The following is a 25220-nucleotide window of genomic DNA, read 5'->3' as shown; positions in this document are numbered from 1 at the left end:
GCTCACGCGCATTGGTCACGCCCGATACGATTTTCGGCAAAGCGCAGATGTGTGCTGCGCTGGAGCCGATATGGATTTGTCGATTCCCGAGCCCGCGCGGCGCGCGCTCTACCGCACGATGCTGCGCATCCGCGCCTTCGAGAATGCCGCCGAGGCGGCCAGCCAGGGTGGCGTGAGCGCCTACGGCCAGGAAGCCGCCGGCGTCGCCAAGGTTCGCGGCCCGCTGCATCTGTCGACCGGCCAGGAGGCGGTGCCAGCCGGCGTCTGCGCCCATCTGCTCCCCGCCGACTACCTGACCTCGACTCACCGCGGCCACGGCCACACGCTGGCCAAGGGCGCCGACCTCGTGCGCATGATGTGCGAGCTGTTCGGCAAGGCCAGCGGCTTCAACGGCGGCAAGGGCGGCTCGATGCACATCGCCGACTTCTCGGTCGGCATGCTGGGCGCCAACGGCGTGGTCGCGGCCGGGCTGCCGATCGCGGTCGGCGCGGCGCATGCCCAGAAGCTGCAGAAGAAGGATGCGATCACGGTCTGCTTCTTCGGCGACGGCGCGATCAACCGCGGCCCCTTTCTCGAGTCGCTGAACTGGGCGCGCGTGTACCGGCTGCCGGTGCTCTTCGTCTGCGAGGACAACCGCTGGAGCGCAACCACCGCCAGCGGCCCGATGACCGCCGGCGAAGGCGCCTCCGCGCGCGCCGAGGCGATGGACATCGCCGCCACCCGGGTCGACGGCAACGACGTGTTCGCGGTGCATGCGGCCGCGGGCAGGCTGGTCGCCGAGGTGCGCGCCGGCGGCGGGCCGCGGCTGCTGCACGCGCTCACCTACCGCGTGAAGGGCCATGTGTCGGTCGACCTCGCCGCCTACCGCGACCCGGCCGAGCTGGCTGCGGCGCTGGAGACCGACCCGGTCGCGCGGGCGCGCGGCCGCCTGATCGCCGACGGCATGGACGCCGCTCTGCTCGATGCGATCGAGGACGAGGCGGAGGCAGAAGTCGCCGCCGCACTCGCCGCCGCCGATGCCGCGCCCTGGCCCGAGCCCGGCGCCGCCTTCACCGATGTGCAGACCACCGGAGCGGGCCAATGGACATGACGAGCGACATCGCGGGCGGCCGCGCCGCCGGCAGCACTGTGCACGAACTCAGCTATGCCGAAGCGGCCGCGCTCGCGGTACAGCGCGAAATGGAAGCTGATTCGCGCGTGGTCGTGCTCGGCGAGGACGTCGGCCGCGGCGGCATCTTCGGCCAGTACAAGGGGCTGCAGCAGCGCTTCGGCGCCGAGCGCGTGATCGACACGCCGATCTCCGAGGCCGCGATCATGGGCGCTGGCGTCGGCATGGCGCTGGCAGGACTCAGGCCGGTGGTCGAGATGCGCGTGGTCGACTTCGCGCTGTGCGGCATGGACGAGCTGGTGAACCAGGCCGCCAAGAACCGCTTCATGTTCGGCGGCCAGGGCCGTGTGCCGATGGTCGCGCGCATGCCGGGCGGCATCTGGGATGCCTCGGCGGCGCAGCATTCGCAGTCGCTCGAAGCCTGGTTCGCGCACCTGCCGGGCGTGGTGGTGGTGTGCCCTTCGACGCCGCAGGACAACCATTCGCTGCTGCGCGCCGCGATGCAGTGCGGCGACCCGGTGGTCTACATCGAGCACAAGAACCTGTGGGCCTCGCGCGGCGAGGTCGACGAAACGCGGGTGGTGCCGCTCGGCAAGGCGGCGCAGCTGCGCCGCGGCAACGCGCTCACGCTGGTGAGCTGGAGCCGGCAGATGCAGGCGTGTGGCGCCGCCTGCGACACGCTGGCGGCCGAAGGCATCGAGGTCGATCTGCTCGACCTGCGCACGCTGTGGCCCTGGGACCGCGAGTCGGTGCTCTCCTCCTGCGAACGCACGGGCCGCCTGCTGGTCGTGCACGAGGCGGTGCAGGCCGCCGGCTTCGGCGCCGAGATCGCGGCCAGTGCGGCGGAGGCCACCGGCTGCCGGGTCGCACGCCTGGGCGCGCCGCGCATCCCGGTCGGCTATTCGCCGGTGCTCGAAGCGCAATCGCGCGTCGGCGCCGAGCGGATCGTTCAAACTGCCAGGGCCTTGTGCGGATGAACACCGAGGCTGGCTTCGAGGACTCGGTCTTCTTCAAGCTGGTCCGGGTCGTCAACCTGACGGCGCGGCCTTTCCAGCAGCGGGTCGGGCGCCAGCACGCGCTCACGCTCAACGAGTGGCGCACGATGGCGGTGCTGGGCACGCAGCCCGGCCTGACGGCCACGCAGCTTTGCGAGCTCACCGGCCTCGACAAGATGGCGGTGAGCCGCGCGCTGGCGGGGCTGAAGCGCCACAAGCGCCTGCACCGCCACGAAGACCCGACCGACCTGCGCCGCAGCCGCCTCCACCTGAGCAGCGCCGGCAAGGCGCTGTTCGAGACGGTCCGCGTGCAGGCGTGGGAACGCGAGGCCGAGCTGTTCGCGTGCGTCGGCGCCGAAGATCTGAAGCACCTGAGTGCCACCCTCGACCGGCTGATCGCGTCGGTGGCCGGCCCGGACGCTCAGGCTGCAAACCCACCGTCGATGTTGAGGCCCGCGCCGGTCACGAAGGCCGCTTCCGGGCTCGAGAGGTAGGCCACCATGCCCGCGATCTCTTCGCCGCGGCCGTGCCGCGGAATGGCCATGAAACCATGCATGGCCGAGGCCATCGGGCCGTCCTTGGGGTTCATGTCGGTATCGACCGGGCCGGGCTGCACGTTGTTGATCGTGATGCCGCGCGGGCCGAGGTCGCGCGCGAAGCCTTGCACGAGCCCGGTGAGTGCGGACTTGCTCATCGCATAGACGCCGCCGCCAGGGAAGGGCATGCGCTCGGCGTTGGTGCTGCCGATGTTGATGATGCGGCCGCCCTCGCCCATGTGGCGCAGCGCCGCCTGGATGGCGACGAAGACGGCGCGCACGTTGACGTTCAGCGTGAGGTCGAAGTCTTCCAGCGAGATCTGGTCGGCGGCGCCCAGCTTGAGAACGCCGGCGTTGTTGACCAGGATGTCGAGCCGGCCGAAGGTGCGCGCGCTTTCGTCGATCGCCGTGCGCAGCGCATCGGCATCGGCGCTGTCGACGCGCAGCGCGATCGCGCGCCCGCCCGCGGCTTCGATGCTGCCGGCAAGTTCCTTGGCCGCAGCCTCGTTGCTGGCATAGCTGAAGGCGACGGCGGCGCCGTCCTTGGCGAGACGCCGCACGATGGCGGCGCCGATGCCTCGCGAGCCGCCGGTGACGAAGGCCGTCTTGCCGGCCAGAACGGGCTTGGAAGAAGTGCTTGGGGACATGGTGCGCTTTCGAAGTGGTTGTGGAATGCCTGAGTTTGGGGATTGCATTGCATTGCCGGTAGCCATAAAACTGCCCTAGCAATCTCAACCCGTGGTTGAAAATGCACCCATGCAGCCGCTGAGCCATCTCGAATCCTTCGTCCGCAGCGCCGAGGCCGGCAGCTTCTCCGCCGGCGCCCGACAACTCGGCCTGACGCCTGCCGCGGTGAGCAAGAACGTCGCGCGCCTCGAAGCGGGTCTGGGCGTGCGCCTGTTCCAGCGCAGCACACGCAAGCTGACCCTGACCGAGAGCGGCGAGCGGCTGCTGCTGCAGATCGGCGGTGCGCTCGGCACGCTGGCCGACGCCATGGCAGGCGCCGCCGAAGCCGGGGGCCAGCCGGCCGGCACGCTCAAGGTCAGCATGGGCCAGGCCTTCGGGCGCACGTACGTGGTGCCGCTGGTCGGCGAGTTCCTGGCGCGCTACCCGGCGGTCGTGCCCGACTGGCATTTCGACAACCGGCAGGTCGACCTGGTCGGCGAGGGCTTCGACGCCGCGATCGGCGGCGGCATCGAGCTGACGCCCGGCGTGGTGGCGCGCGAGCTCGCGCGCATCCACATCGTGGCGGTCGCGGCGCCCGCGTACATGGCCGGCAAGCCGGTGCCGGAGCACCCGTCCGACCTGGCCGCCTTCGACGCCATCATGCGGCGCTCCTCACCCACCGGGCGGGTGCGGGCCTGGACGCTGCGCAACGCGGCCGGCGACGAAGGCGCGGCGGATGCAAAGCCGCGCCTGGTCTTCAGCGACCCCGAGGCGATCGCCCACGCCGCGATGATGGGCCTGGGCATCGCGTTGCTGCCGATGGCTTTCGCGCTGCACGGCTTGCAAAGCGGCGAGCTGGTGCGCGTGCTGCCGGGCTGGTATGCCGACTCGGGGCCGATCTCGCTCTACTACCCGAGCAAGAAGCTGCTGCCGGCGAAGACGCGCGTGTTCGTCGACTTCGTGGTCGAGAAGTTTCGCGAGCAGCGCTTCGCGGCCCACATGCAGGGGATCTGAGCACACGGGGTTTCACCCGCGACGAACGAGGCGCTTCGCCTGTCAAACTCGGTGCCATGCATCAACAGGAAACACGCATGACCCTCTCGTTCCAATCCCGCCGCCGCTCTGCACTGGCCCTGGGCGCGATTGCCGCCCTGGTGCTGGCTGCCGGGCCCGCGGCGGCCCAAGGCAGCTGGCCGACCAAGCCGGTGCGCATCGTGGTGCCCTTCGCGCCCGGCGGTACCACCGACCTCCTTGCGCGCGCCGTGGCGCCGGAGCTCTCCAAGGCCTTCGGCCAGCCGTTCATCGTCGACAACCGCGCAGGCGCCGGCGGCAACGTGGGCGCCGAGATCGTGGCCAAGGCGCCGAACGACGGCTACACGCTGCTGATGGGCACGGTGGGCACGCACGGCATCAACCGCGCGCTGTACCCCAAGCTGCCCTACGACCCGATCAAGGACTTCGCGCCGATCACGCTGGTGGCCGCGGTGCCCAACGTGATGGAGATGAATGCCGACAAGGCGCGCGCGCTCAACATCAACAGCGTGGCCGACTTCGTGAAGTACGCGAAGGCGAATCCCGGCAAGCTCAACATGGCTTCGAGCGGCAGCGGCACCTCGATCCACCTGGCGGGCGAGCTCTTCAAGACCATGACCGGCAGCTTCATGACGCACATCCCCTATCGCGGATCGGGCCCGGCGCTGCTGGACCTGGTGGGCGGCAACGCCGACGTGATGTTCGACAACCTGCCCTCGTCGATGCAGCAGATCAAGGGCGGCAAGCTCAAGGCGCTGGCCGTGACCAGCTCGAAGCGCTCGCCGGCCTTGCCCGACGTGCCGACGGTCGAAGAGGCCGGCGGCCCCATGCTCAAGGGCTACGAAGCCAGCTCATGGTTCGGCCTGCTGGCCCCGGCCGGCACCCCGCCCGAGATCGTGAACCGCATTCAGCAGGAAGTGGCCAAGTCGCTCGGCACCGCGGCGATCAAGGAAAAGATGCTGGCCCAGGGCGCGATCCCGAGCGGCAACTCGCCGGCCGAGTTCGCCAAGATGATCGACAGCGAACACGCCAAGTGGGCGAAGGTGGTCAAGGCCTCCGGGGCCAAGGTGGACTAAGCCCCTGGCGTTCCTGATCCATTGGTGCGCGCAGCGCGCCGGACCGTGGGCCGCCGCGGAACCGGCTTCGCCGGGCCGCAGGCGGCGCCCCCGGAGAGGGGGTTGGCCCTTCGACAGGCTCCCTTCGACAGGCTCAGGACAGGCTCTACGCGAAGCGAGCAAGCCTGGGGGGTGATCACACCTCCCACATCACGTCCTTGCGGTCGGCCAGCGACGCCTTGAGCATGTGCAGCAAGGGCACGGCGCGCTGGTGCAGCGTGATGTGCTGCTTCTCGGCCGCCTCGTCATGGCCCTCGACGGCGAAATCGTCGTTGTTGTGGGCGTTGTGGGCTTCACGCGCCATGGCCGCCTCCAGCGCCGCGATGGCGGCCGGCATCTGCTCCACCGTCACGATGCCCTTGCGCTCCGGCGCCTTGCCGATGATGTCGAACAACTGACGCGCGTGGGTTTCGAGCATCACGAAGGGGGGGCTGGCCCGCGATTTGAATCGATACAGCATGGTGCCTCGCTCGGTTATTTGTAGATGTAGTCGCGGACAAAAGGGTACACCGATTGCGCGCCGCGCAGCGCGCCGCCCTCGACCTTTCCGTCGGGCCGGGTGGCGAGCATCTGGTGCAGCGAAATCCAGCCCTGCTCGAAGCACATCGCCGAACCGGCCAGATACAGGCGATAGGCACGCAGGATGCGCTCGGCATTGCCGCCCTGGTGGCCGCCGGCGCGCTGCAGGACCTCGCGCGCCTCGTCGAGCCGGGACTCGAGCGCATCCGACCAGGCCCAGAGCGTGCGCGCATAGTGCGGCCGCAGGTTTTCGGTGTCGACCATCTCCAGGCCCGCGGACACCGTCTCGCGCAGCACGTGCGTGACGTGCAGCAGTTCGCCGCCCGGGAAGATGTATTTCTCGATGAAATCGCCCATGCCGGCTCCGAGCTGCTTGTAGTCGAGCTGGCCCGAAGTGATGCCATGGTTCATGACCAGGCCGCCCGGCTTGAGCAATGAATGGATCTTGCGAAAGTAAGTCGGCATGTTGACGCTGCCGACGTGTTCGAACATGCCGACCGACGAGATCTTGTCGAAGGGCTTGTCGCTGTCGAGTTTTCGGTAGTCAAGCAGTTCGACTCGTACGCGGCCCTGCAGGCCCTTCTCCTCGATCATGCGCGTCACGTGCGCATGCTGGTTCTTCGACAGCGTGATGCCGGTCGCATCGACGCCGTAGTGCTCGGCCGCCCACAGCAGGAGCGCACCCCAGCCCGAGCCGATGTCGAGGAAGCGCTCACCCGGCTGCAGCATGAGCTTGCGGCAGATGTGGTCGAGCTTGGCCTCCTGGGCCTGCGCCAGCGTCATCCCGGCGTCTCGGAAATAGGCGCACGAATAGACGCGCCGCGGGTCGAGCCACAGCGCGTAGAAGTCGTCCGACACGTCGTAGTGGAACTCGATCTGCGCCGCATCCTTGCCCAGCGAGTGCGAGCCGCGCGACTTGGTGCGCCGCTGCAGCCGGCTCCACCAGTTGGTGTTGGTTTCCGCCGGATTGCCGGGCAGCAGGCTGACCGCGACATCGATCAGGTCGCGCATCTTCCCTTCGATCTGGACCCGTCCCTCGACGTAGGCCTCGCCGATGGCACCGATCTGCCGAGCGGTGAGCTTGGCGAGCGCCGACCATTCGGAGAAGGCGAGCGTGACGCGTGAGCCTGGCTTTGCGACCTTCCGCCCATCGGGCAATTGCAGCGTGATGGGAACCGGCAGCGTGGAAAGCTGGGACTCGATCTTCGGCAACAGGCTTGACATGGCTGATTTTTGCCAGCAGCGGCGAACTTCGTCAACCGACCTCGGCGAAAACCCTTGCCGGGTTGACAACAGATTGTTTAGGCCTAAACTATTGATCCATGAATAGCTTCGCAACAGATCTGCAGCACGTGCTGTGCATCGGCGGCGGTCCCGCCGGCCTCTACTTCGCGCTCCTGATGAAGGCCCGGCGGCCGGCGCTCGAGGTCACGGTGATCGAACGCAACCGCCCCTTCGACACCTTCGGCTGGGGCGTGGTGCTGAGCGACCAGACGCTCGCCAACCTCGCGGCCGCCGATCCCGAAACGGCCGCGCTGATCGGCCGTGAGTTCCATCACTGGGACGACATTCAGGTGTTCTTCAAGGGACGCCAGGTGCGCTCGGGCGGCCACGGCTTCTGCGGCATCGGCCGCAAGCGCCTCTTGAACATCCTGCAGGAGCGCTGCCTGGCGCTCGGCGTCAAGCTGGTGTTCGAGACCGACGCCACGGATGACCAGGCCCTGGCCGCGCAGTACGGCGCCGACCTGGTGATCGCCAGCGACGGCCTCAACAGCCGCATTCGCCAGCGCTATGCGGACGTCTTCGAGCCCGACATCGATCTGCGCCAGTGCCGCTTCGTCTGGCTCGGCACGCACCAGACCTTCGATGCCTTCACCTTCGCCTTCGAGAAGACCGAGCACGGCTGGTTCCAGGCCCACGCCTACCAGTTCGACGACAAGACCTCGACCTTCATCGTCGAAACGCCCGAAGCGGTGTGGCAGGCCCATGGCCTCGACAAGATGGAGCAGCCCGAAGCGATCGCCTTCTGCGAAAAGCTCTTCGCCAAATACCTCGGCGGTCACGAGCTGATCAGCAACGCCACACATCTGCGCGGCTCGGCCAACTGGATCCGCTTTCCGCGCGTGGTCTGCAAGCACTGGACGCACCGCGTCGAGGTGAATGGCAAGAGCGTGCCGGTGGTGCTGATGGGCGACGCGGCGCACACGGCGCACTTCTCGATCGGCTCGGGTACCAAGCTCGCTCTCGAGGATGCGATCGACCTCAGCGATGAGTTCGCGCGCGGCGGCAGCGTCGACCATGTGCTCGAAGCCTATGAGGCGCGGCGCAGCGTCGAGGTGCTCAAGATCCAGAACGCGGCGCGCAATTCGACCGAATGGTTCGAGAACGTGCACCGCTACACCGGCATGGAGATCGAGCAGTTCGCCTACTCGCTCATGACGCGCTCGCAGCGCATCAGCCACGAGAACCTGCGCCTGCGCGACACGCAATGGCTGGGCGGCTACGAGGCGTGGCTCGCGGGCGGCAAGCCGCTGCCTCCGATGCTGATGCCGCTCACGGTGCGCGGCCTCACGCTCAAGAACCGCATTCTGGTTTCGCCCATGGCGACCTACAGCGCGGTCGACGGCGTGCCGCAGGATTTCCTGCTCGTGCACCTCGGCGCGCGCGCGCTCGGCGGCGCCGCGATGGTGTTCGTCGAGATGACCAGCCCGACGCCCGAGGGCCGCATCACGCCCGGCTGCACGGGTCTCTACAACGATGCGCAGTCGGCCGCCTTCAAGCGCATCGTCGACTTCGTGCACACGCAGACCACGGCGAAGATCGGCATGCAGCTGGGCCACAGCGGGCCGAAGGGCTCGACCCAGCTGGGCTGGGAAGAGATCGACGAACCGCTGCCGCAAGACAACTGGCCGCTGATCGCCGCCAGCGAGCTGGCCTACGGCGAACAGAACCAATTGCCCGCCGCCATGACGCGAGCAGAGATGAACACTTTGCGCGACCAGTTCGTCGCCTCGACGCGTCGCGCGGCCGAAGCCGGCTTCGACTGGCTCGAGCTGCACTGCGCGCACGGCTACCTGCTGGCTTCCTTCATCAGCCCGCTGACCAACCTGCGCACCGACGAGTACGGCGGCAGCCTCGAGAACCGCTGCCGCTATCCGCTGGAAGTGTTCCGCGCGATGCGCGCGGCCTGGCCCACCGAACGGCCAATGAGCGTGCGCATCTCGGCCCATGACTGGGCGCCCGGCGGCAATACCGATGCCGACGCGGTGGTGGTGGCGCGGCTCTTCAAGGAAGCGGGCTGCGACTTCATCGACGTCTCTTCGGGCCAGACCACGCGCACGGCGAAACCGGTGTACGGACGCATGTACCAGACGCCTTTTGCGGACCGCATCCGCAACGAGGTCGGCATCTCGACCATTGCGGTCGGCGCCATCACCGAAGCCGACCAGGCCAACAGCATCATCGCCGCGGGCCGCGCCGACCTGTGCGCGATCGCACGGCCGCACCTGGCCGACCCGGCGTGGACCCTGCACGAAACGGCCAAGCTGCAAAGCCGCGACGTCGACTGGCCCAAGCAATACCTGAGCGGGCGCGACCAGATGTACCGCGAGATCGCCAAGCAGCAACAGCTGGCCGCCGCGGCGGCTGCGACGGCTGTGCCGCGCAACAGCGAGGAGGATCAATAGCATGGACCTCGAAGCAAGAGCCCACAGCGAGCACCCCGACGAGCTGCGCCTCTGGCTGCGGTTGCTGACATGCACCCAGCTTATCGAGAAGCAGGTGCGCAACGAGCTGCGCGAGCAGTTCGCCACCACCCTGCCCCGCTTCGACCTGATGTCGCAACTCGAACGCTCGCCGGACGGGCTGAAGATGAACGAGCTGTCGCGCCGCATGATGGTGACCGGCGGCAACGTCACCGGCATCACCGACCAGCTGGTGGCCGAGGGGCTGGTCGAGCGCGTCGACGTCGAGGGCGATCGCCGCGCCTGGCGCGTGCGCCTCACCACGCGTGGCCGCAAGCTCTTCAACGAGATGGCGCAACAGCACGAGGCATGGATCGTCGATGCCTTCGCGGGCCTGAACGCGAAGGAGGTCACGCAGCTCCACAAGCTGCTCGGCAAAGTCAAGCAGCATTCACATCAACAATTGGCGGAGGCCCTATGAAGCACTACATCGGCGCAAGCAGTCCCATGCGCGCGCAATTCGAGCCGAAGGCCGACTACGAGGCCGAGCATTTCAGCTGGTCCTTCGAGGACGGCATCGGCACGGTCACGCTGAACCGGCCGGAGCGCAAGAATCCGCTGACTTTCGACTCCTACGCCGAGCTGCGCGACCTGTTTCGCGCGCTGAATTTCGCGACCGACGTCAAGGCAATCGTCGTGACGGGCGCGGGCGGCAACTTCTGTTCAGGCGGCGACGTGCACGAGATCATCGGGCCGCTCACGCAGATGCACATGCCCGAACTGCTCGAGTTCACGCGCATGACGGGCGACCTGGTGAAGGCGATCCGCCATTGCCCGCAACCCATCGTCGGCGCGATCGACGGGGTCTGTGCCGGCGCCGGCGCGATGATCGCGCTGGCCTGCGACCTGCGATACGGCACGCCCGCAGCGCGCACCGCATTCCTCTTCACGCGCGTCGGACTGGCCGGCGCCGACATGGGTGCCTGCGCGCTGCTGCCGCGCGTGATCGGACAGGGCCGCGCCTCGGAGCTGCTCTTCACCGGCCGCGCGATGACGGCGCAGGAAGGCCACGCCTGGGGCTTCTTCAACGCGCTGCACGAGAGCAGCGCGCTGCTCGGCGCCGCCACCGCCGTGGCGCGCGAGCTCGCCGAAGGCCCGAGCTTCGCGCACGGCATGACCAAGACCATGCTGTCGCAGGAATGGGCGATGACCATCGACCAGGCGATCGAGGCCGAGGCGCAGGCGCAGGCGATCTGCATGCAGACCGAGGACTTCAGGCGCGCCTTCGAAGCCTTTGCGGCCAAGCGCAAGCCGGTGTTCGGCGGAGACTGACGCAATGGCTGCTTCGCCCGTACCTCCTTCCACGGCGCACCTGGCGCTGCCCTTCTTCGACGATGCGCATCGGGCGCTGGCGCGCGATCTGCTGCCCTGGGCAGCCGCCCAGTCGGTGGACGAGCGCGACGATCGCGCCGCTTGCCGCGACTGGGTGAAGCGGCTCGGCCAGGGCGGCTGGCTGCGCTATTGCGTGCCGGCTTCTTCGGGCGGCGCGCTGGAACGCCTCGATTCGCGCGCGCTGGTGCTGCTGCGCGAAACGCTGGCCTTCCATTCGCCGCTGGCCGATTTCGCCTTTGCGATGCAGGGCCTCGGCAGCGGCGCCATCACGCTGGCCGGCAGCGCCTCACAGCAGCGCGACTACCTCGGCGCCGTGGCGCGCGGCGACAAGATCGCGGCCTTTGCGCTCAGCGAACCCGAGGCGGGCTCGGACGTCGGCGCGATGGCGATGCAGGCTGTCGCCATCTCGGACGGCTGGCGGCTCACGGGCGAGAAGACCTGGATCAGCAATGGCGGGATCGCGGACTTCTACTGCGTGTTCGCGAAAACCGATCCGGCCGCCGGCTCGCGCGGCATCACGGCCTTCGTCGTCGATGCGAAGACGGCCGGACTCGACACCTCGGCACACATCGAAGTGATGGCGCCGCACCCGCTTGCCACGCTGCGCTTCGACGGCTGCGTCGTGCCGCGCGAGGCCCAGCTCGGCGAGCTGCATGGCGGCTTCAAGCTCGCGATGCGCACGCTCGACATCTTTCGCGCCTCGGTCGCCGGCGCTGCGCTCGGCATGGCGCGGCGCGCGCTGGCCGAAGCGGTCCACCATGCGAGCCGCCGGCGCATGTTCGGCCAGACGCTGGCCGACTTCCAGCTCACGCAGGCCAAGCTCGGCGAGATGGCGGCGCTGATCGACAGCGCGGCGCTGCTCACCTACCGCGCCGCCTGGATGCGAGACGACAGCGAAGCCCGTGGCGGGCCCGCCGTCGGCGACCTCACGGCCGCGGCGGCGATGGCCAAGATGTGCGCGACCGAGAACGCGAGCCGCGTGATCGACATGGCGCTGCAGATGCACGGCGGCCTCGGTGTGAAGGTGGGCACCAAGGTCGAGAGCCTCTACCGCGACATCCGTTCGCTGCGCATCTACGAGGGTGCGACCGAGGTGCAGCAACTGATCATCGGCAAGTCCGTCTTGCGGAGCCAGGCATGAGTGCGCAGACCGATCGCTTCGTTCACGACCGTCTGCCGCCGGCGGAGCAACTGCCCATGTTCCGGTACGACCGGCCCGAATTGCAGTTGCCCGACCAACTCAACCTGGTCGAGGTCCTGTTCGACAAGGCCAGCGCCAATGGCCTGGTGGACAAGCCGATGCTGCGCTCGCCGGCCCGCACGCTGAGCTACGCCGAGGCCGCGACCGAGGTCGACCGCATCGCGCAGGTGCTGGTGGAAGACCTGGGCCTGGTGCCCGGCAACCGCGTGCTGTTGCGCGGAGGCAATTCGATCGCGATGGCGCTGGCCTGGCTGGCCGTGGTCAAGGCCGGCCTGATCGCGGTCGCCACCATGCCGCTGCTGCGCGCGAAAGAGCTGGGCGACATCATCGAGAAATCGCGGCCGGTGGTCGCGCTGTGCGATGGCAAGTTGCTCGACGAGCTGCGGATCGCCCAGCAGGCGCATCCGGTGCTGCAGACCCTCGTGGCCTTCAACCAGCCGGATGCAGCCGATTCGCTGAGCGCGCGCGCTGCCGCCAAGAGCGGCGTGTTCAAGGCCTGCCCTACAGCCGCCGACGACATTGCGCTGCTGGCCTTCACCTCCGGCACCACCGGCAAGCCGAAGGCGCCCGTGACCACCCATCGCGACGTGCTCGCGATGTGCGAGACCTGGCCGCGTCACGTGCTGCAGGCGCGCAGCGACGACATCGTGCTGGGCTCGCCGCCGCTGGCCTTCACCTTCGGCCTGGGCGGCTTGCTGGTCTTCCCGATGTGGGCCGGCGCATCCGTGTATTTCCACGATGGCCCCTACACGCCGGAGACGATGGTCAAGGCGATCCGCGAGGTCGGCGCCACCATCTGCTACACGGCCCCCACCTTCTACAGGCAGATGGCGCCTTTCGCCAAGGCTTCCGGCGTGCCGAGCCTGCGCATCAGCGTGAGCGCGGGCGAGGCCCTGCCCGACGCGACCCGCCAGCTGTGGAAGGACGCCACGGGCATCGAGATGCTGGACGGCATCGGCGGCACCGAGGTGTTCCACATCTACATTTCGGCCGCCGGCGACCAGGTTCGGCGCGGCGCGGTCGGCAAGGTCGTGCCGGGATTCACCGCCAAGGTGGTGGACGACGAGGGCAATGAAGTGCCGCGCGGCACCGTCGGCCGGCTGGCGCTCATCGGGCCGGTAGGATGCCGCTACCTCGACGATCCGCGGCAGGCCGACTATGTGAAGAAGGGCTGGAACTATCCCGGCGACGCCTTCGTGCAGGACGAGGACGGCTACTTCTTCTACCAGTCGCGCGCCGACGACATGATCATCACCGCCGGCTACAACGTCGGCGGGCCGGAGGTCGAAGACGCGCTGCTGAAGCATCCAGCGGTCGCCGAATGCGGCGTGGTCGGCAAGCCCGACGAGGAACGCGGAATGATCGTCAAGGCCTTCTGCGTGCTCAAGCCCGGCCAGACCGGCGATGCTGCCCTGGTCAAGGCGCTGCAGGACCACGTCAAGGCCACCATCGCGCCCTTCAAATACCCACGGGAGATCGAGTTCGTCGCTGCGCTGCCGCGCACCGAGACCGGCAAGCTCCAACGATTCAAACTGAGGCAAATCACACCATGATCAAACTTTTGCAACCGCCCGGCTGGGCACCCCCGAAGGGCTATGCGAACGGCGTTGCCGCGCGCGGCACGATGGTGTTCGTCGGCGGCCAGGTCGGCTGGAATGCGCAGCAGCAGTTCGTGTCGGACGATTTCATCGAGCAGACAGGACAGGCCCTGCGCAACATCGCCGACATCCTGCGCGAAGCCGGCGCCGGCCCCGAGCACATGGTGCGCATGACCTGGTACGTGACCGACCGCGACGAATACAACCGGCGCCTGGGCGAGCTCGGGCCGGTTTATCGCGAAACGATGGGCCGGAACTTCCCGGCGATGACTTGCGTGCAGGTCGCAGCGCTGGTGGAGTCGCGCGCCAAGGTGGAGATCGAGGTCACGGCGGTGCTGCCCGACTGAGCCCAGCGGCTATCGCGCCCGCAGCCTCAGAGTACTTCCTCGTGGGTCGCTGCCTCGGCGCCCGGATCCGAGAGGATGAGCGCCGCGCGATAGGCAGCGCGCCCCGCAATCTTGGTTTCCGCGGCCAGCTTTTTCCACAGCTGTTCGCGCTCGACCGGCGACAGGGCTGCGGGCTGATCGATCAATGAATGCGCAATCGCCAGCAGCGAAATAGCCGAAGTCAGGCAAAAACTGAGCGCCGACGTCGTGGGACGGCTGCGGTAATTCGCCTGTTCGCCGCGACGAATCTGGTCTTCCTCGCTCGGACTGAGAGAAAGAAGATCGGTCGTCGGGTGAAATGGAACGGCAGGCTCGTCATTGAAAATATAGTCGACCGCCTGCTCGACAGCGCCCATTGCGTTTTCAATCAGATTCCGCGAAATCGAAGGGTCGATCATGAAAGTCCCTTATTTGCGCAATTCACAGACTTCTCGTCCTTCAACTGTTCTCGAATCGGCCAGATGTTACACATGTCACGCGCACGCATCCGTGATCTTTGTCACACGGCGTGGGCGTTTTAGACTCGTTTCACGGTGAAAAGAGTAATTTTGTACTAACAGAAAACTGGAAGCGAAACGCCCTTGGGACAGATCCCAAAATCGATGGCGCGCAGTCTTTTCTTTAGCAGCCGGAAAGCAAAACGCCCACTCGAAGTGGGCGTTTTGCTTTTTCAGCAACAACCTTTTGGGTTGCCGGAAATTTGGTTGCGCGAGCAAGATTTGAACTTGCGACCTTTGGGTTATGAGCCCAACGAGCTACCAGGCTGCTCCATCGCGCGGCAAGATGGAATTATAGCTTATTCTTCGCCGGCCTGCTCGTCGGCAGGGGCTTCCGTCACTTCGGGACGATCGACCAGTTCGACCAGCGCCATCGGCGCGTTGTCGCCCACGCGGAAACCCATTTTCAGGATGCGCGTGTAGCCACCCGGACGTGCCTGGTAGCGCGGGCCGAGTTCGCCGAACAGCTTGACCACGCTGTCGCGGTCGCGCAGGCGATCGAAAGCCAGGCGCTTGTTGGCGACCGTCGGCTTCTTGGCCAGGGTGATCATCGGCTCGATGACGCGGCGCAGTTCCTTGGCCTTGGGGACCGTGGTCTTGATGACCTCATGCTCGATGAGCGAGTTCATCATGTTCTGCAGCATCGCGAGGCGGTGCGAGCTGGTGCGGTTGAGTTTGCGGAGTCCGTGTCCGTGACGCATGGTGCTTTTCCTTTACTTTATAAAAACAGGCAGCCGTGTCAGGTACTGCCCGGTGCAACACACAGGTGTGGTGATTCTTAACGCTTATCGAGGCCGGCCGGTGGCCAGCTTTCGAGCTTCATGCCCAAGGTCAGGCCGCGCGAGGCGAGCACTTCCTTGATTTCGTTGAGCGACTTGCGACCCAGGTTCGGGGTCTTGAGCAGCTCGTTCTCGGTGCGCTGGATCAGGTCACCGATGTAGTAGATGTTTTCGGCCTTCAGGCAGTTGGCCGAACGCACCGTGAGTTCGAGCTCGTCGACCGGGCGCAGCAGGATCGGATCGAACTGCTGGGCGCTGCGCGGCGCGGGTGCATCGAACGCAGCGAGTTCGCCGCCTTCGAGCTGCGCGAACACGGCCAGTTGCTCGACCAGGATCTTGGCCGAGGCGCGAACCGCGTCTTCGGCGGTGATCGCGCCGTTGGTCTCGATCTCGACCAGGAGCTTGTCGAGGTCGGTACGCTGCTCGACGCGGGCGCTTTCGACCGTGTAGCTCACGCGCTTGACCGGCGAGAACGAGGCGTCGAGCACGATACGACCGATCGACTTGGTCGGCTCGTCCGCGTAGCGGCGCATCGTGCCGGGCACATAGCCGCGGCCCTTCTCGACCTTGATCTGCATGTCGAGCTTGCCGCCCTGCGACAGGTGGGCGATCACGTGGTCGGGGTTGATGATCTCGACGTCGTGCGGCGTCTGGATATCCGACGCGGTCACCGCGCCTTCGCCGTCCTTGCGCAGGCTCAGCGTGACTTCATCGCGGTTGTGGAGCTTGAACACCACGCCCTTGAGGTTCAGCAGGATGTTGACGACGTCTTCCTGCACGCCGTCGATCGACGAGTACTCATGCAGCACGCCGGCGATCGTCACTTCGGTGGCGGAGTAACCGACCATCGACGACAGCAGCACGCGGCGCAGCGCGTTGCCGAGCGTGTGGCCGTAGCCGCGCTCGAAGGGCTCGAGCGTGACCTTGGCCTTGTTGGCGGCAAGTTGCTCGACCTGGATGGTCTTGGGTTTCAGCAGGGTGGTTTGCATGCAGAACTTCCTCTCAATACCCCCGGCTCGTTACACCGGTAAGGCTGGTGAAGTGCCCGGCCGCGGTGTCCGCGGCAGGGAACAAAAAATCAAAGTCCGGGCCGCCGGATGGCGGCACGTTTTCGCCTGTTACCTCGAATACAGTTCGACGATCAGCGATTCGTTGATGTCGGCCGCGAATTCGTCGCGATCGGGCACCTTCTTGAAGGTGCCTTCGCCCTTGTCGGCATTCACTTCGACCCAGGCCGGAATGCCGACCTGCTGGGCGAGCTGCAGCGCTTCGGCGATGCGGGTCTGCTTCTTCGACTTGTCGCGCACGGCAATCACGTCGCCGGTCTTGACCAGGTACGACGGGATGTTGACCGACTGGCCGTTCACCGTGATCGCCTTGTGCGAGACCAGCTGGCGCGCTTCGGCGCGCGTGGAGCCGAAGCCCATGCGGTAGACCACGTTGTCCAGGCGCGATTCGAGGATGAACAGCAGGTTGGCGCCGGTGTTGCCACGGCGGCGATCGGCTTCCTCGAAGTAGCGGCGGAACTGCTTCTCGAGCACGCCGTACATGCGCTTGACCTTCTGCTTCTCGCGCAGCTGCAGACCGAAGTCGGAGGTGCGCTGACCAGAAGTGCGGCCATGCTGGCCGGGCTTGGAGTCGAACTTGGCCTTGTCCTGGATCGAACGGCGGGCGCTCTTCAGGAACAGGTCGGTGCCTTCGCGGCGGGAAAGTTTGGCCTTGGGGCCGAGGTAGCGTGCCACTTGATCTTCCTTTGTGTCATCTGCCGCAGAGGCTGTCTGCGGGAGCCATCAGCGGCGTGCCGATGGCGGTGGGCTTGTTGAAAAAACAAAACGCGCAGCCGGCTCGAAAGCTGACTGCGCCGGGCGTCCTCGCCTTAGATGCGACGGCGCTTTTGCGGGCGGCAGCCGTTGTGCGGAACCGGCGTCACATCGGCGATCGAGTTGATGCGGATGCCGAGCGCGGCGAGCGCGCGCACCGACGATTCGCGTCCCGGGCCCGGGCCCTTGATCTCGACGTCGAGGTTCTTGATGCCTTGTTCCACCGCAGCGCGACCGGCGACTTCCGAAGCGACCTGCGCAGCGAACGGCGTCGACTTGCGCGAGCCCTTGAAGCCCTGGCCACCCGACGACGCCCACGACAGAGCGTTGCCCTGGCGATCGGTGATCGTGATGATCGTGTTGTTGAACGAGGCGTGCACGTGCGCGACGCCGTCCGCCACGTTCTTGCGGACCTTCTTGCGAACGCGTTGCGCTGCGTTGTTGGCAGGAGCTTTAGCCATGCTGATCTATCCTTATTTCTTCAGGGACTGCGCGGCCTTGCGCGGACCCTTGCGGGTGCGGGCGTTGGTGCGCGTGCGCTGGCCGCGCATCGGCAGGCCGCGACGGTGACGGAAGCCGCGGTAGCAGCCGATGTCCATCAAGCGCTTGATGTTCATCGTCGTTTCGCGACGCAGGTCACCTTCGATGGTGAAGAGCGCGATCTGGTCGCGGATCTTCTCGAGATCGGCGTCGGTCAGATCCTTGATCTTCTTCGAATATTCGATGCCGCTCGCTTCGCAGATCTTGCGGGCGCGGGTGCGACCGATGCCGAAGATGGCGGTCAGGCCGATCTCAGCGTGCTTGTGCGGCGGAATGTTGATGCCAGCAATACGTGCCATGTGCGTCCTCTAATACTCTTTCAATCAACCCTGGCGCTGCTTGTGGCGCGGGTCGGTACAGATCACGCGCACCACACCCTTGCGGCGGATGATCTTGCAATTACGGCAAATGGTTTTGACCGAAGCCGAAACTCTCATTTCATTCTCCTAAAACTCTGTCCAACCCGGCGACTCATTTCGCCCGAAACACAATGCGCGCCCGGCTCAAGTCATAGGGCGTCAACTCGACGGTGACCTTGTCACCTGGAAGGATGCGGATGTAGTGCATCCGCATCCTTCCGGAAATATGCCCCAGCACGATGTGTCCATTTTCCAGCTTCACCCGGAAGGTCGCATTCGGCAGGTTCTCCTGAACCTCGCCTTGCATCTGGATGACATCGTCCTTCGACATCTCAATCGCCTAGGAAGTCTTGAAATTGGCTTTCTTTAGTAGCGATTCGTACTGCTGCGACATCATGTAGTTCTGCACTTGGGCCATGAAGTCCATCGTGACAACCACGATGATCAGCAGAGAGGTGCCGCCAAAATAGAACGGCACGTTGTATTTCAGGATCAGGAACTCGGGCAGCAGGCAGACGAAGGTGATGTACACCGCGCCGGCCAGCGTCAGACGAACCAGGATCTTGTCGATATAGCGCGCGGTCTGGTCACCTGGGCGAATGCCTGGAATGAACGCACCGCTCTTCTTCAGGTTGTCGGCCGTCTCGCGGCTGTTGAACACGAGCGCCGTGTAGAAGAAGCAGAAGAACACGATCGCGGTGGCATAGAGCAGCACGTAGATCGGCTGCCCCGGCGTCAGCGCGCTCGCGATGTCCTTGATCCAGCGCATGCTCTCGCCGGTGCTGAACCAGCCCACGACCGTGGTCGGCAGCAGGATGATCGACGACGCGAAGATCGGCGGGATCACGCCGGCCATGTTCAGCTTCAGCGGCAGGTGCGAGGACTGACCGCCGTAGACCTTGTTGCCGACCTGGCGCCGCGCGTAGTTCACGAGGATCTTGCGCTGACCGCGTTCGACGAACACGACGAAGTAGGTCACCAGGATGACCACCGCGACGATGAACAGCGCGACGATCACGTTCATGGCGCCGGTGCGCACCAGTTCGAGCAATCCGCCGATCGCGCTCGGCAGGCCGGCCGCGATGCCCGCAAAGATCAGGATCGAAATCCCGTTGCCGAGGCCGCGCTCGGTGATCTGCTCGCCGAGCCACATCAGGAACATCGAGCCGGCCGTGAGGCTGACCATCGCCGTGATGCGGAAGCCGAAGCCGGGCGAAATCACGAGGCCTGCCGACGATTCCAGCGCGACCGCGATGCTGAAGGACTGGAACAGCGCCAGGCCCAGCGTACCGTAGCGCGTGTACTGGGTGATCTTGCGCCGGCCGGCTTCGCCTTCCTTCTTCAATTGCTCGAAGGTCGGCACCACGTAGGTCATCAACTGCATGATGATCGACGCGGAGATGTACGGCATGATGCCCAGCGCGAACACGGTGAAGCGCGACAGCGCCCCGCCCGAGAACATGTTGAACAGGCTCAGGATGCCGCCCTGCTGGCCCTGGAACAGCTGCGCGAGTTGGTCCGGGTTGATGCCCGGCACCGGAATGTGAGCTCCGATGCGATAGACCACGAGCGCGAGCAGCAAAAAGACGAGCCGGCGACGCAGGTCGCCGAACTTGCCTGTTTTTGCGAGCGTTGCCGCGTTGGTTGCCACGAAGACTTCTTTCAGTCCGATCAGGCCACGCTGCCGCCGGCTGCTTCGATCGCAGCCTTGGCGCCGGCGCTCGCACCGATGCCGGTCAGCTTGACGGCCTTGGTGAGTTCACCCGACTTGATGACCTTGACGACCTTGGCGATCTGACCGACCAGGCCGGCTTGCTTGAGCGCCAGCACGTCGACTTCGGCCAGGCCGAGCTTCTCGAGCGAGGTCAGCGTTACTTCGGCGTTGTACTTGAGCAGCTGCGACTTGAAGCCGCGCTTGGGCAGGCGACGCTGCAGCGGCATCTGGCCGCCTTCGAAGCCGACCTTGTGGAAACCGCCCGCACGCGACTTCTGACCCTTGTGACCGCGACCCGCGGTCTTGCCCAGGCCGGAGCCGATGCCGCGGCCGACACGGCGCTTGGCGTGCTTGGAGCCGTCAGCCGGCTTGATGCCATTGAGTTCCATATACGTCTCTCTCAGCGACTCTGTTTAGAGCACTTTGACCAGATAACTGATCTTGTTGATCATGCCGCGCACCGCGGGCGTGTCCTGCAGCTCGCTCACGCTGTTGAGCTTGCGCAGGCCGAGGCCACGCACGGTGGCGCGATGCGATTCCTTGGTGCCGATCGGGCTCTTGACCAATTGCACCTTGAGGGTTTGTTGTTGCGTCGTCATGTCGATACTCCCGTTCAGGCGAAGAGTTGTTCGACGGTCAGGCCGCGCTTGGCAGCGACTTCGGACGCCGTCGTCGAATTCTTCAGGCCGTCCAGCGTGGCACGGACCATGTTGTAGGGATTCGAGGAACCATGGCTCTTGGCCACGATGTCGGTGATGCCCATGACTTCGAACACGGCGCGCATCGGGCCGCCGGCGATGATGCCGGTACCCTTCGGGGCCGGGATCATGACCACCGAGGCAGCGCCCCAATGGCCCGTCACGCGGTGATGCAGCGTGCCGTTCTTGATCGAGATCTTCGCGAGGTTGCGACGCGCTTCTTCCATCGCCTTCTGCACGGCGGCCGGCACTTCCTTCGACTTGCCCTTGCCCATGCCGACGCGGCCGTCGCCGTCACCCACCACGGTGAGTGCCGCGAAACCGAGGATACGACCGCCCTTCACCACCTTGGTGACGCGGTTGATCGCGATCATCTTCTCGCGCAGACCGTCTTCGGGGCCTTCGCTCTGCGTTCTTGCCTGAATCTTTGCCATTTTGAATCTCGTGTCCGGTTAGAACTGCAGGCCGGCTTCGCGAGCCGCATCGGCCAGCGCCTTGACGCGGCCGTGGTAGGCGAAACCTGCGCGGTCGAAAGCGACCTTCTCGATGCCGGCGGCCTTCGCCTTTTCAGCGATGCGCTTGCCGACCACGGTGGCCGCAGCGGCGTTGCCGCCCTTGCCGGAACCACCCAGCGAGGTACGCACTTCGGCTTCGGCCGTCGATGCAGTGGCAATCACCTTGGTGCCGTCGTCGGAGATGACGGTGGCGTAGATGTGCAGATTGGTGCGGTTCACCGTCAGGCGCGCCACGCCTTGCGTCGCAATGCGGATGCGGGTCTGGCGCGAACGGCGAAGACGCTGTGCTTTTTTGGTCAACATCATTTTGCTGCCCCTTACTTCTTCTTGGTCTCTTTGATCACGATCTTCTCGTCCGCATAGCGGATGCCCTTGCCCTTGTAAGGCTCGGGCGGACGAATCGCGCGGATCTCAGCGGCCACTTGGCCGACGCGTTGGCGGTCGGCGCCCTTGATCACGATTTCGGTCGGCGTCGCCGTCGCCACCGTGATGCCTTGCGGCATGTCGATGTTGACCGGATGCGAGTAACCGACTTGCAGGTTCAGCTTGGCGCCCTGCGCCTGGGCCTTGTAGCCCACGCCGATCAGGCTCAGCTTCTTCTCGAAGCCCTTGGTCACACCGACCACCATGTTGTTCACCAGCTGGCGAACCGTGCCGCTCATCGCGTTGGCTTCACGCGATTCGTTGGCGGGTTCGAAGCTCAGCTTGCCGTCCTTGCTGACGACATTGACCAGCGCGTTCAACGCCAGGTTGAGCGTGCCGCCCGTGCCCTTGACGCTGATCTGGTCTTCCTTGATCGACACATCCACGCCTGCGGGGATGGCGACCGGCATTTTTCCTACTCGGGACATTTCAGTTTCTCCTCGATGTCTCGTTTAGGCGACGTAGCACAGCACTTCGCCACCGACACCGGTAGCGCGGGCCTTGCGGTCGGTCATCACGCCCTTGGGGGTCGTGACGATGGCAACGCCGAGGCCGTTCTGGACTTGCGGAATCGCGGCGCTGGCCTTGTAGACGCGCAGGCCGGGACGGCTCACGCGCTCGATGCGCTCGATGACCGGGCGGCCAGCGTAGTACTTCAGTGCAATTTCGAGTTCGGTCTTGCCGGCTTCGGTCTTGACCTGGAAGCCGTCGATGTAGCCCTCGTCCTTCAGCACCTGTGCGATCGCGATCTTCACCTTGGAAGACGGGACCGACACGGTGGGCTTCGCCACCATCTGCGCGTTGCGGATACGCGTCAGCAGGTCGGCAATGGGATCACTCATGCTCATATTGTTTGCTCCTGCCTGGCTTACCAGCTGGCCTTGGTGACACCGGGGATGTCACCAGCGAAAGCCAGTTCACGGATCTTGGCGCGGGCCAGACCGAATTGGCGGAAGGTGCCGCGCGGGCGGCCGGTGATTTCGCAGCGGTTGCGCTGGCGCGTCGGGTTGGCGTTGCGCGGGAGCTTCTGCAGGCCCAGGCGGGCGGCTGCGCGCTCTTCGTCGCTCTTCTTCGCGTCGTTGGCGATCGCCTTCAGTTCCGCGTGCTTGGCGGCGTACTTTGCGACCAGTTTGTCGCGCTTGAGTTCGCGCTCGATCAAAGCTACTTTAGCCACAAATCACCTCAGTTCTTGAACGGGAAACGGAAGCCCGCGAGAAGCGCCTTGGCCTCTTCGTCGGTCTTGGCCGTCGTCGTGATGCTGATATTGAGACCGCGCAGGGCATCGACCTTGTCGTATTCGATCTCGGGGAAAATGATCTGCTCTTTCACGCCGATGTTGTAGTTGCCGCGGCCGTCGAACGCACGGCCGGAAATGCCGCGGAAGTCGCGCACGCGCGGCAGGGCCACGGTCACGAAACGGTCCAGGAACTCATACATCTGCACGCCGCGCAGCGTGACCATGCAGCCGATCGGCTGGTTCTCGCGAATCTTGAAGCCGGCGATCGCCTTCTTCGACTTGGTCACGACCGGCTTCTGGCCGGCGATCTTGGTCAGGTCGGCGACGGCGTTGTCGAGGACCTTCTTGTCGGCGACCGCTTCGCCCACACCCATGTTGAGCGTGATCTTGGTCAGACGCGGAACCTGCATCGGCGACTTGTAGCCGAACTTTTCGGTCAGGTCTTTCGCGACTTTTTCGCGATAGTGTTGTTGGAGACGTGCCATGTAAGTACCCCTTAGGCGGTCTTGATTTCGTCGCCGCTGGACTTGAAGACGCGCACGCGCTTGCCGTCCGTGACCTTGATGCCCACGCGATCGGCCTTGCCGGTCGCGGCATTGAAGATCGCCACGTTGGATTGGTGAATCGGCATGGCCTTCTCGACGATGCCACCGGTCGTGCCCTTGAGCGGGTTCGGCTTGGTGTGCTTCTTGACCAGATTGATGCCGTCGACGATCAGGTGCGAGTCGTCCTTGCGCAGCGACACCGTGCCGCGCTTGCCCTTGTCGCGCCCGGCCAACACGATGACCTGGTCGCCTTTGCGAATCTTGTTCATGGCGTTGTTGTCCTTACAGAACTTCGGGGGCCAGCGACACGATCTTCATGAACTTCTCGGTGCGCAGTTCGCGCGTGACCGGTCCGAAGATGCGGGTGCCGATGGGCTCCAGCTTGGCGTTGAGCAGAACGGCGGCATTGCCGTCGAACTTGACGAGCGAACCGTCGCTGCGACGGATGCCCTTGGCGGTACGGACCACCACTGCGCTGTAGATCTCGCCCTTCTTGACGCGACCACGCGGAGCGGCTTCCTTGATGCTGACCTTGATGACGTCGCCCACGCTGGCATAACGCCGCTTGGAGCCGCCGAGCACCTTGATACACAGGACGGATTTCGCGCCCGTGTTGTCGGCCACATCGAGCCGGGATTCAGTTTGGATCATGTCTAGTAGTTCCCAACTTGTACCGCTCATCTCCCCAGGATTTCCCTGCGAAGGCTCTGCGGTCAGTCTTGGGCCCGTCGTCCGCGCATCAAAACCACTTTGATGCGCCTCCGTTGGGCAGAAGCTTCGCCTTTTGAAAAGCGAAGCCCGCGATTGTTGCACGGCCTACGAGTACTGTCAACCGGCCAATCCGTGACGCCGCACAACACTCAGCGATTATTTTTAGATGTGAGCGCGCGCTTTCAAAAACTGCCTGCTTCTGCATTGCCGGGCACTGGCGAGCGGCGACAATTTCGGTCCGGCCGCTGCCGCGAGAGCGCTGGGCCATCGTTGAGTGTCACGGAACAAGTCATGAACATCGCAGTCACCTTCCTGCCCCGCCGGGAACCGACCCCTTTGCCGCCGATCGGATTCATCGGCGGCGGCAACATGGCCAGCGCCATCATCGGCGGGCTCATCAAGCGGGACGTCCCTGCAGAGACCTTCGAAGTGGTCGAACCTTTTGCCGAAGCCCGCGCACGGCTCCTGCACGACTTCGGCATCACCGCCCAACCCGAGGCCGGTGCCGCTCTCGCGCGTTGCGCCGTCGTGGTCTGGGCCGTCAAGCCGCAGAGCTTTGCGGAGGCCGCGCGACCGGTCCGCGCTCTGGCGAGCGAGGCGCTGCATCTCAGCGTCGCGGCGGGCATCCCCTCCGACAGCATCGCGCGCTGGCTGGCCACGGAGCGCGTGGTGCGTGCCATGCCCAATACGCCGGCCCTGGTCGGCCAGGGCATGACCGGCCTGTTCGCGCGCCCGGCGGTCGATGCCGCCGGCCGCAAGCTGGCCGAGCAGGTGCTGGATGCCACCGGCGACCTGCTGTGGGTCGATGCCGAAGGCGCGCTCGATGCCGTGACCGCGGTCTCGGGCTCGGGCCCCGCTTATGTCTTCTATTTCATCGAGGCCATGACCGAGGCCGGCGTCGAGCTGGGCCTCTCGCCCGAGCAGGCGCATCGCCTCGCCGTGGGCACCTTCAGCGGCGCATCGGCCCTGGCCGGCAATGCGAGCGAGCCGCCCGCGGTGCTGCGCGAGCGCGTGACCTCCAAGGGCGGCACCACCTATGCAGCGATCAGCTCGCTCGAGAGCGCGGACGTCAAGGCGAAGTTCAAGGCCGCGATCCGCGCCGCACACCAGCGCGCCGGCGAACTCGCCAAGGAATTCGGCCGCGATTGAGG

34 protein-coding genes and 1 tRNA gene are annotated in these 25220 nt (G+C 65.7%); 12 read left to right on the top strand and 23 right to left on the bottom strand.

Annotated features, from left to right (window positions below; translation table 11 throughout):
* Positions 1 to 70 precede the first annotated feature (70 nt).
* Genes ACSQ89_RS03380 through ACSQ89_RS03370 form a run of 3 tightly spaced genes read left to right on the top strand, consistent with a single transcriptional unit; the run spans position 71 to position 2597 of the window.
* Positions 71 to 1090: a thiamine pyrophosphate-dependent dehydrogenase E1 component subunit alpha gene (locus ACSQ89_RS03380; RefSeq protein ID WP_436294469.1), complete on the top strand. Its 1020-nt coding sequence runs from the start codon at positions 71 to 73 to the stop codon at positions 1088 to 1090.
* Positions 1081 to 2085, top strand: a complete 1005-nt coding sequence (locus tag ACSQ89_RS03375; protein ID WP_244503823.1) for an alpha-ketoacid dehydrogenase subunit beta — start codon at positions 1081 to 1083, stop codon at positions 2083 to 2085. Before ACSQ89_RS03380 ends, ACSQ89_RS03375 begins: the two co-directional genes overlap by 10 nt.
* Positions 2082 to 2597: a MarR family winged helix-turn-helix transcriptional regulator gene (locus ACSQ89_RS03370; protein WP_436294468.1), complete on the top strand. Its 516-nt coding sequence runs from the start codon at positions 2082 to 2084 to the stop codon at positions 2595 to 2597. The genes ACSQ89_RS03375 and ACSQ89_RS03370 overlap by 4 nt, the downstream gene beginning before the upstream one ends.
* Here the strand turns inward: ACSQ89_RS03370 and ACSQ89_RS03365 are convergent.
* The gene (locus ACSQ89_RS03365) at positions 2525 to 3286 is read right to left on the bottom strand and encodes an SDR family oxidoreductase (RefSeq protein ID WP_093105334.1); all 762 of its coding nucleotides are present in this window, start codon (positions 3284 to 3286) and stop codon (positions 2525 to 2527) included. The genes ACSQ89_RS03370 and ACSQ89_RS03365 overlap by 73 nt on opposite strands.
* A 109-nt stretch (positions 3287 to 3395) precedes the next feature.
* Between ACSQ89_RS03365 and ACSQ89_RS03360 the strand changes: the two genes are divergently transcribed.
* Positions 3396 to 4319, top strand: a complete 924-nt coding sequence (locus tag ACSQ89_RS03360) for a LysR family transcriptional regulator (RefSeq protein ID WP_436294467.1) — start codon at positions 3396 to 3398, stop codon at positions 4317 to 4319.
* Between the two features lie 77 nt (positions 4320 to 4396).
* Positions 4397 to 5413 (top strand): Bug family tripartite tricarboxylate transporter substrate binding protein, encoded by a 1017-nt coding sequence (locus ACSQ89_RS03355; RefSeq protein WP_436294466.1) that lies wholly within the window; start codon positions 4397 to 4399, stop codon positions 5411 to 5413.
* Between the two features lie 175 nt (positions 5414 to 5588).
* Here the strand turns inward: ACSQ89_RS03355 and ACSQ89_RS03350 are convergent, their stop codons facing one another.
* Together ACSQ89_RS03350 and ACSQ89_RS03345 are read right to left on the bottom strand one after the other, a co-directional pair.
* Positions 5589 to 5912, bottom strand: a complete 324-nt coding sequence (locus ACSQ89_RS03350; RefSeq protein ID WP_093105327.1) for a DUF1840 domain-containing protein — start codon at positions 5910 to 5912, stop codon at positions 5589 to 5591.
* Between the two features lie 14 nt (positions 5913 to 5926).
* The gene (locus ACSQ89_RS03345; protein WP_436294465.1) at positions 5927 to 7195 is read right to left on the bottom strand and encodes a class I SAM-dependent methyltransferase; all 1269 of its coding nucleotides are present in this window, start codon (positions 7193 to 7195) and stop codon (positions 5927 to 5929) included.
* A gap of 98 nt (positions 7196 to 7293) precedes the next feature.
* On the opposite strand from ACSQ89_RS03345, the gene ACSQ89_RS03340 reads away from it, so the two are divergent.
* Genes ACSQ89_RS03340 through ACSQ89_RS03315 form a run of 6 tightly spaced genes read left to right on the top strand, consistent with a single transcriptional unit; the run spans position 7294 to position 14192 of the window.
* The gene (locus ACSQ89_RS03340; RefSeq protein WP_436294464.1) at positions 7294 to 9657 is read left to right on the top strand and encodes a bifunctional salicylyl-CoA 5-hydroxylase/oxidoreductase; all 2364 of its coding nucleotides are present in this window, start codon (positions 7294 to 7296) and stop codon (positions 9655 to 9657) included.
* 1 nt (position 9658) lies between these two features.
* Entirely contained in the window at positions 9659 to 10135 is a 477-nt protein-coding gene (locus ACSQ89_RS03335) for a MarR family winged helix-turn-helix transcriptional regulator (RefSeq protein ID WP_093105319.1), read from the top strand.
* Positions 10132 to 10986: an enoyl-CoA hydratase family protein gene (locus ACSQ89_RS03330; protein ID WP_093105316.1), complete on the top strand. Its 855-nt coding sequence runs from the start codon at positions 10132 to 10134 to the stop codon at positions 10984 to 10986. Before ACSQ89_RS03335 ends, ACSQ89_RS03330 begins: the two co-directional genes overlap by 4 nt.
* Before the next feature lie 4 nt (positions 10987 to 10990).
* The gene (locus tag ACSQ89_RS03325) at positions 10991 to 12187 is read left to right on the top strand and encodes an acyl-CoA dehydrogenase family protein (protein ID WP_093105313.1); all 1197 of its coding nucleotides are present in this window, start codon (positions 10991 to 10993) and stop codon (positions 12185 to 12187) included.
* Complete coding sequence (locus ACSQ89_RS03320; protein ID WP_436294463.1) at positions 12184 to 13800, top strand: AMP-binding protein; 1617 nt, start codon at positions 12184 to 12186, stop codon at positions 13798 to 13800. The genes ACSQ89_RS03325 and ACSQ89_RS03320 overlap by 4 nt, the downstream gene beginning before the upstream one ends.
* Positions 13797 to 14192, top strand: coding sequence for a RidA family protein (locus tag ACSQ89_RS03315; protein WP_093105307.1), 396 nt, complete (start codon positions 13797 to 13799; stop codon positions 14190 to 14192). The genes ACSQ89_RS03320 and ACSQ89_RS03315 overlap by 4 nt, the downstream gene beginning before the upstream one ends.
* A 26-nt stretch (positions 14193 to 14218) precedes the next feature.
* On the opposite strand, the gene ACSQ89_RS03310 is transcribed toward ACSQ89_RS03315, so the two are convergent.
* The 20 genes from ACSQ89_RS03310 to rplN all read right to left on the bottom strand — a co-directional run bounded on the left by ACSQ89_RS03310 (position 14219) and on the right by rplN (position 24009).
* Positions 14219 to 14629: a hypothetical protein gene (locus ACSQ89_RS03310; protein WP_139191665.1), complete on the bottom strand. Its 411-nt coding sequence runs from the start codon at positions 14627 to 14629 to the stop codon at positions 14219 to 14221.
* A 303-nt stretch (positions 14630 to 14932) separates the two neighbouring features.
* Positions 14933 to 15009: transfer RNA gene (locus ACSQ89_RS03305), tRNA-Met, on the bottom strand.
* Positions 15010 to 15027: 18 nt separating this feature from the next.
* Positions 15028 to 15429 carry a 50S ribosomal protein L17 gene (gene rplQ, locus ACSQ89_RS03300; RefSeq protein WP_093105301.1) on the bottom strand — a complete coding sequence of 134 codons (402 nt, stop codon included), beginning with the start codon at positions 15427 to 15429 and terminating at the stop codon, positions 15028 to 15030.
* Between the two features lie 77 nt (positions 15430 to 15506).
* Complete coding sequence (locus tag ACSQ89_RS03295; protein WP_028250818.1) at positions 15507 to 16496, bottom strand: DNA-directed RNA polymerase subunit alpha; 990 nt, start codon at positions 16494 to 16496, stop codon at positions 15507 to 15509.
* 129 nt (positions 16497 to 16625) lie between these two features.
* On the bottom strand, positions 16626 to 17249 hold the full coding sequence (gene rpsD / locus ACSQ89_RS03290) for a 30S ribosomal protein S4 (protein ID WP_093105298.1): 624 nt from the start codon (positions 17247 to 17249) through the stop codon (positions 16626 to 16628).
* Positions 17250 to 17383: 134 nt separating this feature from the next.
* Positions 17384 to 17788, bottom strand: a complete 405-nt coding sequence (gene rpsK, locus ACSQ89_RS03285) for a 30S ribosomal protein S11 (protein ID WP_068674563.1) — start codon at positions 17786 to 17788, stop codon at positions 17384 to 17386.
* Between the two features lie 12 nt (positions 17789 to 17800).
* Complete coding sequence (rpsM, locus tag ACSQ89_RS03280) at positions 17801 to 18166, bottom strand: 30S ribosomal protein S13 (protein ID WP_019653977.1); 366 nt, start codon at positions 18164 to 18166, stop codon at positions 17801 to 17803.
* Positions 18167 to 18190: 24 nt separating this feature from the next.
* Positions 18191 to 18304, bottom strand: coding sequence for a 50S ribosomal protein L36 (rpmJ, locus tag ACSQ89_RS03275; protein ID WP_038201958.1), 114 nt, complete (start codon positions 18302 to 18304; stop codon positions 18191 to 18193).
* 34 nt (positions 18305 to 18338) lie between these two features.
* Positions 18339 to 18557, bottom strand: a complete 219-nt coding sequence (gene infA / locus ACSQ89_RS03270; RefSeq protein ID WP_436294462.1) for a translation initiation factor IF-1 — start codon at positions 18555 to 18557, stop codon at positions 18339 to 18341.
* A 9-nt stretch (positions 18558 to 18566) separates the two neighbouring features.
* Positions 18567 to 19877 carry a preprotein translocase subunit SecY gene (gene secY, locus ACSQ89_RS03265; protein WP_093105292.1) on the bottom strand — a complete coding sequence of 437 codons (1311 nt, stop codon included), beginning with the start codon at positions 19875 to 19877 and terminating at the stop codon, positions 18567 to 18569.
* Positions 19878 to 19897: 20 nt separating this feature from the next.
* Entirely contained in the window at positions 19898 to 20329 is a 432-nt protein-coding gene (gene rplO / locus ACSQ89_RS03260; RefSeq protein WP_093105289.1) for a 50S ribosomal protein L15, read from the bottom strand.
* A gap of 24 nt (positions 20330 to 20353) precedes the next feature.
* Positions 20354 to 20539 (bottom strand): 50S ribosomal protein L30, encoded by a 186-nt coding sequence (rpmD, locus tag ACSQ89_RS03255; protein WP_009124818.1) that lies wholly within the window; start codon positions 20537 to 20539, stop codon positions 20354 to 20356.
* Positions 20540 to 20553: 14 nt separating this feature from the next.
* Positions 20554 to 21072: a 30S ribosomal protein S5 gene (rpsE, locus tag ACSQ89_RS03250; protein ID WP_093105288.1), complete on the bottom strand. Its 519-nt coding sequence runs from the start codon at positions 21070 to 21072 to the stop codon at positions 20554 to 20556.
* Positions 21073 to 21090: 18 nt separating this feature from the next.
* Entirely contained in the window at positions 21091 to 21456 is a 366-nt protein-coding gene (gene rplR / locus ACSQ89_RS03245) for a 50S ribosomal protein L18 (RefSeq protein ID WP_093105479.1), read from the bottom strand.
* Positions 21457 to 21470: 14 nt separating this feature from the next.
* A complete protein-coding gene (rplF, locus tag ACSQ89_RS03240) occupies positions 21471 to 22004 on the bottom strand; it encodes a 50S ribosomal protein L6 (protein ID WP_093105285.1) in 534 nt (177 codons plus the stop codon).
* Positions 22005 to 22028: 24 nt separating this feature from the next.
* The gene (gene rpsH / locus ACSQ89_RS03235) at positions 22029 to 22424 is read right to left on the bottom strand and encodes a 30S ribosomal protein S8 (protein ID WP_093105283.1); all 396 of its coding nucleotides are present in this window, start codon (positions 22422 to 22424) and stop codon (positions 22029 to 22031) included.
* 20 nt (positions 22425 to 22444) lie between these two features.
* Positions 22445 to 22750, bottom strand: a complete 306-nt coding sequence (rpsN, locus tag ACSQ89_RS03230; RefSeq protein WP_093105280.1) for a 30S ribosomal protein S14 — start codon at positions 22748 to 22750, stop codon at positions 22445 to 22447.
* Between the two features lie 8 nt (positions 22751 to 22758).
* On the bottom strand, positions 22759 to 23298 hold the full coding sequence (gene rplE, locus ACSQ89_RS03225; protein WP_093105278.1) for a 50S ribosomal protein L5: 540 nt from the start codon (positions 23296 to 23298) through the stop codon (positions 22759 to 22761).
* A gap of 11 nt (positions 23299 to 23309) precedes the next feature.
* Positions 23310 to 23627 (bottom strand): 50S ribosomal protein L24, encoded by a 318-nt coding sequence (gene rplX / locus ACSQ89_RS03220; RefSeq protein WP_093105275.1) that lies wholly within the window; start codon positions 23625 to 23627, stop codon positions 23310 to 23312.
* Positions 23628 to 23640: 13 nt separating this feature from the next.
* On the bottom strand, positions 23641 to 24009 hold the full coding sequence (gene rplN / locus ACSQ89_RS03215) for a 50S ribosomal protein L14 (RefSeq protein WP_093105273.1): 369 nt from the start codon (positions 24007 to 24009) through the stop codon (positions 23641 to 23643).
* Between the two features lie 351 nt (positions 24010 to 24360).
* On the opposite strand from rplN, the gene proC reads away from it, so the two are divergent.
* Positions 24361 to 25218 (top strand): pyrroline-5-carboxylate reductase, encoded by an 858-nt coding sequence (gene proC / locus ACSQ89_RS03210; protein ID WP_093105270.1) that lies wholly within the window; start codon positions 24361 to 24363, stop codon positions 25216 to 25218.
* The last annotated feature ends 2 nt before the right edge of the window (positions 25219 to 25220 follow it).

The sequence above is a fragment of the Variovorax sp. LjRoot175 genome (genome assembly GCF_964253805.1).
In the GTDB taxonomy this organism is placed as follows: Bacteria; Pseudomonadota; Gammaproteobacteria; order Burkholderiales; family Burkholderiaceae_C; genus Variovorax.
Note: the sequence above shows the minus strand (reverse complement) of the source record. Positions and strands in the feature narration are given on the sequence as shown.

What these genes read in the sequence shown, in the direction of transcription:
- ACSQ89_RS03380 (WP_436294469.1), top strand. Translation starts at nt 71, where the DNA reads ATGGATTTGTCGATTCCCGAGCCCGCGCGGCGCGCGCTCTACCGCACG.
- ACSQ89_RS03375 (WP_244503823.1), top strand. Translation starts at nt 1,081, where the DNA reads ATGGACATGACGAGCGACATCGCGGGCGGCCGCGCCGCCGGCAGCACT.
- ACSQ89_RS03370 (WP_436294468.1), top strand. Translation starts at nt 2,082, where the DNA reads ATGAACACCGAGGCTGGCTTCGAGGACTCGGTCTTCTTCAAGCTGGTC.
- ACSQ89_RS03365 (WP_093105334.1), bottom strand. Translation starts at nt 3,286, where the DNA reads ATGTCCCCAAGCACTTCTTCCAAGCCCGTTCTGGCCGGCAAGACGGCC.
- ACSQ89_RS03360 (WP_436294467.1), top strand. Translation starts at nt 3,396, where the DNA reads ATGCAGCCGCTGAGCCATCTCGAATCCTTCGTCCGCAGCGCCGAGGCC.
- ACSQ89_RS03355 (WP_436294466.1), top strand. Translation starts at nt 4,397, where the DNA reads ATGACCCTCTCGTTCCAATCCCGCCGCCGCTCTGCACTGGCCCTGGGC.
- ACSQ89_RS03350 (WP_093105327.1), bottom strand. Translation starts at nt 5,912, where the DNA reads ATGCTGTATCGATTCAAATCGCGGGCCAGCCCCCCCTTCGTGATGCTC.
- ACSQ89_RS03345 (WP_436294465.1), bottom strand. Translation starts at nt 7,195, where the DNA reads ATGTCAAGCCTGTTGCCGAAGATCGAGTCCCAGCTTTCCACGCTGCCG.
- ACSQ89_RS03340 (WP_436294464.1), top strand. Translation starts at nt 7,294, where the DNA reads ATGAATAGCTTCGCAACAGATCTGCAGCACGTGCTGTGCATCGGCGGC.
- ACSQ89_RS03335 (WP_093105319.1), top strand. Translation starts at nt 9,659, where the DNA reads ATGGACCTCGAAGCAAGAGCCCACAGCGAGCACCCCGACGAGCTGCGC.
- ACSQ89_RS03330 (WP_093105316.1), top strand. Translation starts at nt 10,132, where the DNA reads ATGAAGCACTACATCGGCGCAAGCAGTCCCATGCGCGCGCAATTCGAG.
- ACSQ89_RS03325 (WP_093105313.1), top strand. Translation starts at nt 10,991, where the DNA reads ATGGCTGCTTCGCCCGTACCTCCTTCCACGGCGCACCTGGCGCTGCCC.
- ACSQ89_RS03320 (WP_436294463.1), top strand. Translation starts at nt 12,184, where the DNA reads ATGAGTGCGCAGACCGATCGCTTCGTTCACGACCGTCTGCCGCCGGCG.
- ACSQ89_RS03315 (WP_093105307.1), top strand. Translation starts at nt 13,797, where the DNA reads ATGATCAAACTTTTGCAACCGCCCGGCTGGGCACCCCCGAAGGGCTAT.
- ACSQ89_RS03310 (WP_139191665.1), bottom strand. Translation starts at nt 14,629, where the DNA reads ATGATCGACCCTTCGATTTCGCGGAATCTGATTGAAAACGCAATGGGC.
- rplQ (WP_093105301.1), bottom strand. Translation starts at nt 15,429, where the DNA reads ATGCGTCACGGACACGGACTCCGCAAACTCAACCGCACCAGCTCGCAC.
- ACSQ89_RS03295 (WP_028250818.1), bottom strand. Translation starts at nt 16,496, where the DNA reads ATGCAAACCACCCTGCTGAAACCCAAGACCATCCAGGTCGAGCAACTT.
- rpsK (WP_068674563.1), bottom strand. Translation starts at nt 17,788, where the DNA reads ATGGCTAAAGCTCCTGCCAACAACGCAGCGCAACGCGTTCGCAAGAAG.
- rpsM (WP_019653977.1), bottom strand. Translation starts at nt 18,166, where the DNA reads ATGGCACGTATTGCTGGCATCAACATTCCGCCGCACAAGCACGCTGAG.
- rpmJ (WP_038201958.1), bottom strand. Translation starts at nt 18,304, where the DNA reads ATGAGAGTTTCGGCTTCGGTCAAAACCATTTGCCGTAATTGCAAGATC.
- infA (WP_436294462.1), bottom strand. Translation starts at nt 18,557, where the DNA reads ATGTCGAAGGACGATGTCATCCAGATGCAAGGCGAGGTTCAGGAGAAC.
- rplO (WP_093105289.1), bottom strand. Translation starts at nt 20,329, where the DNA reads ATGGAACTCAATGGCATCAAGCCGGCTGACGGCTCCAAGCACGCCAAG.
- rpmD (WP_009124818.1), bottom strand. Translation starts at nt 20,539, where the DNA reads ATGACGACGCAACAACAAACCCTCAAGGTGCAATTGGTCAAGAGCCCG.
- rpsE (WP_093105288.1), bottom strand. Translation starts at nt 21,072, where the DNA reads ATGGCAAAGATTCAGGCAAGAACGCAGAGCGAAGGCCCCGAAGACGGT.
- rplR (WP_093105479.1), bottom strand. Translation starts at nt 21,456, where the DNA reads ATGTTGACCAAAAAAGCACAGCGTCTTCGCCGTTCGCGCCAGACCCGC.
- rplF (WP_093105285.1), bottom strand. Translation starts at nt 22,004, where the DNA reads ATGTCCCGAGTAGGAAAAATGCCGGTCGCCATCCCCGCAGGCGTGGAT.
- rpsH (WP_093105283.1), bottom strand. Translation starts at nt 22,424, where the DNA reads ATGAGCATGAGTGATCCCATTGCCGACCTGCTGACGCGTATCCGCAAC.
- rplE (WP_093105278.1), bottom strand. Translation starts at nt 23,298, where the DNA reads ATGGCACGTCTCCAACAACACTATCGCGAAAAAGTCGCGAAAGACCTG.
- rplX (WP_093105275.1), bottom strand. Translation starts at nt 23,627, where the DNA reads ATGAACAAGATTCGCAAAGGCGACCAGGTCATCGTGTTGGCCGGGCGC.
- rplN (WP_093105273.1), bottom strand. Translation starts at nt 24,009, where the DNA reads ATGATCCAAACTGAATCCCGGCTCGATGTGGCCGACAACACGGGCGCG.
- proC (WP_093105270.1), top strand. Translation starts at nt 24,361, where the DNA reads ATGAACATCGCAGTCACCTTCCTGCCCCGCCGGGAACCGACCCCTTTG.